This is a genomic window from Vibrio sp. J1-1 (genome assembly GCF_021728395.1).
Lineage (GTDB): Bacteria > Pseudomonadota > Gammaproteobacteria > Enterobacterales > Vibrionaceae > Vibrio.
This window is the reverse complement of the sequence record NZ_JAKKCM010000042.1, coordinates 1-2,160: the sequence shown is the minus strand read 5'-3', so window position 1 is coordinate 2,160 and position 2,160 is coordinate 1. Positions and strand designations below refer to the sequence as shown.

Annotated in this window: 1 protein-coding gene and 1 pseudogene; both read right to left on the bottom strand. The window is 40.8% G+C overall.

Annotation, left to right across the window (positions count from 1 at the left end; all coding sequences use genetic code 11):
* A pseudogene (locus L3V31_RS22120) lies at positions 1 to 95 on the bottom strand (FMN reductase); the annotation flags it as partial.
* 1,161 nt (positions 96 to 1,256) lie between these two features.
* A complete protein-coding gene (locus tag L3V31_RS21925) occupies positions 1,257 to 2,018 on the bottom strand; it encodes a class I SAM-dependent methyltransferase (RefSeq protein WP_237319338.1) in 762 nt (253 codons plus the stop codon).
* Between the last annotated feature and the right edge of the window lie 142 nt (positions 2,019 to 2,160).

The following is a 2,160-nucleotide window of genomic DNA, read 5'->3' as shown; positions in this document are numbered from 1 at the left end:
AACAACTTTGCTCCCGACTTTTTTACAAACAACTCGACTAAATTTCTAGTGTTTCCGTCCGATTTTGAAGTACCTAGAATAACTGCGATTTTCATTGAACCTCCATGTTACATAACGCTGCGTTAAGTAGTGAGCAACATTGCCACCTAACCTAAACCATTGTGCCATAAACACTAAATTCAAAGAAAATCAAAAATGCCCAGCGTTGCGAATCTGCCTTAAACGCCTTGTTAGTTGCCATTCTAAACCTTTGATTTTCTATTCATTTCCACTTTGCCAACACCGTTTTTGAGCGCTTTGAAAAACTCAAATCAGGCGCAGTTTCAAAGCGCCTGTCACTGAAACCACTTGGAACTTACAACGCCGTAGAATGCTGACTGAAAGCACCAAAAAGACCTTTTGGAACGGCAATGTTACAAAGCTGACTTTCAACGAGTAAATTGGCATCTGAAATGGCAAAACAAAACCACAACATTAAAAATCGAACACAATTTCAGCAAACCACACCCAGGCAAAAATCGAGCAAAGTAACACAATTCATTAGCCTTAAACTTTCTGCTTTAGCTGCGTTTTTACCACTGGCAACTAACGCTGCGTTAAGGTGTGACAAGCGTTTGCCATACTTGAGCGAAGCGAAACCGGCAAGCGTTTGGAATCACTCTTAAACGCTTTGTTAGGTGTGTTTGATAACACTCTGGAATGGACAGTTAGACTACCTTTGCCACACTAGAGGCGGTAGTAAATACATACACTTAGCGACTACCCGTAGCTAGCACTTAGCTCAATATGGTGTCTCCCATCAAGGATGATCATCGCCAAACCTATAATGTCACTGATTTATAGTCAGCACCTTTCCTACCGTTGGAGGAGGGTCATGCGTTCATAGATTTAAATCCATACCCTTTGGTGCGTTCTGTCCAAGGTGATTTGCCAAATCAGCTTACCGCGGCTATTACGGGCAAAGGGCAATTTTCAAAAATTCGGCCAAAATTGGGACCTCCTTTTTCACCTGAGCAAATTACTCATGTTTGATATTAACACTCATATGCAACATTGCAATTATTCCTAGTTACCGTAGCTCACAGTATTAAAGAGAGCTCTGAAAGCAGACAAATGAGCGGATTACTCCAATACACCTAACGCCGCATTAAGGGGTGAACAACGCAAACCACCCTACCTAAAGCATTGTGCCGTAAACACTAAAGCTAATTCAAACCAAAACTGCCAAGCGTTGTGAATCCCTCTTGAATGCTTTGTTAGCAACAAATTGGCCCAATAAAAAGATGCGACTTGTACTTAAATTTGACTTGGTCTTGCGAAGAGAATTGGTGAAACACCACCTCTAAGTCTTTCACAAGACGCGAATATTCTGTTGTGCATGGTAAAGGACAATACGACGATGACCTTATTCTGCCAAGTAAGCCTTCATAGTCAAAAAGTTGTTCATTGGTGTATGTAAATGTTTCCATTCGATTTGATTCGAAAAATTGAGGCACTTCATTAACTTTTAGGTTTTTATGATTAACCGAATCGTAGTCTTTCGAATATTTGCCTAAAATTTCATCGTACGCGATTTGAAAATCTTGTTCGACGCATCTTTGATTCCACACTAAAGCGAGAGCACCATTTGGCTTAAGTATTCGTTTAAATTCAGGAATTGTTTTGTCTTTATTAAACCAGTGAAATGATTGCGCAGCTGTGATCAGGTCAATACTGCCTTCTTTCAAACAAGTCGATTCTGCTGTCGCATTCAAACTTGTAAAGTTTGCTTTATGGCTGAGCTTGTTTTCTGCTGCATGTCTCATTGCGTCATTAGGCTCTATCCCTATGACTTTTACACCTCGATTAACGAGTAACTCAGTGAATATTCCTGTTCCAGAGCCGATGTCTGCAATAACCGAGCGTTGATTTAGGTTTGACTGCTCCATGAGCTTATTAATTAGGTCTAATGGGTAACTAGGTCGGTACTTGTCGTAATCAGTGACACGACTAGAAAATCTATCTACTGGATTGGACATATATCCTCCTTTGTTGCTAACGCTGCGTTAAGGTGTGACAAGCGCTTGCCATACTTGAGCGAAGCGAAACCGGCAAGCGTTTGGAATCACCCTTAAACGCTTTGTTAGGCAAATTTTCTTGCAACGACTATTTTCTCGATGG

Excerpts from the sequence above, each read along its gene's own strand:
- L3V31_RS21925 (WP_237319338.1), bottom strand. The coding sequence starts at position 2,018 with ATGTCCAATCCAGTAGATAGATTTTCTAGTCGTGTCACTGATTACGAC.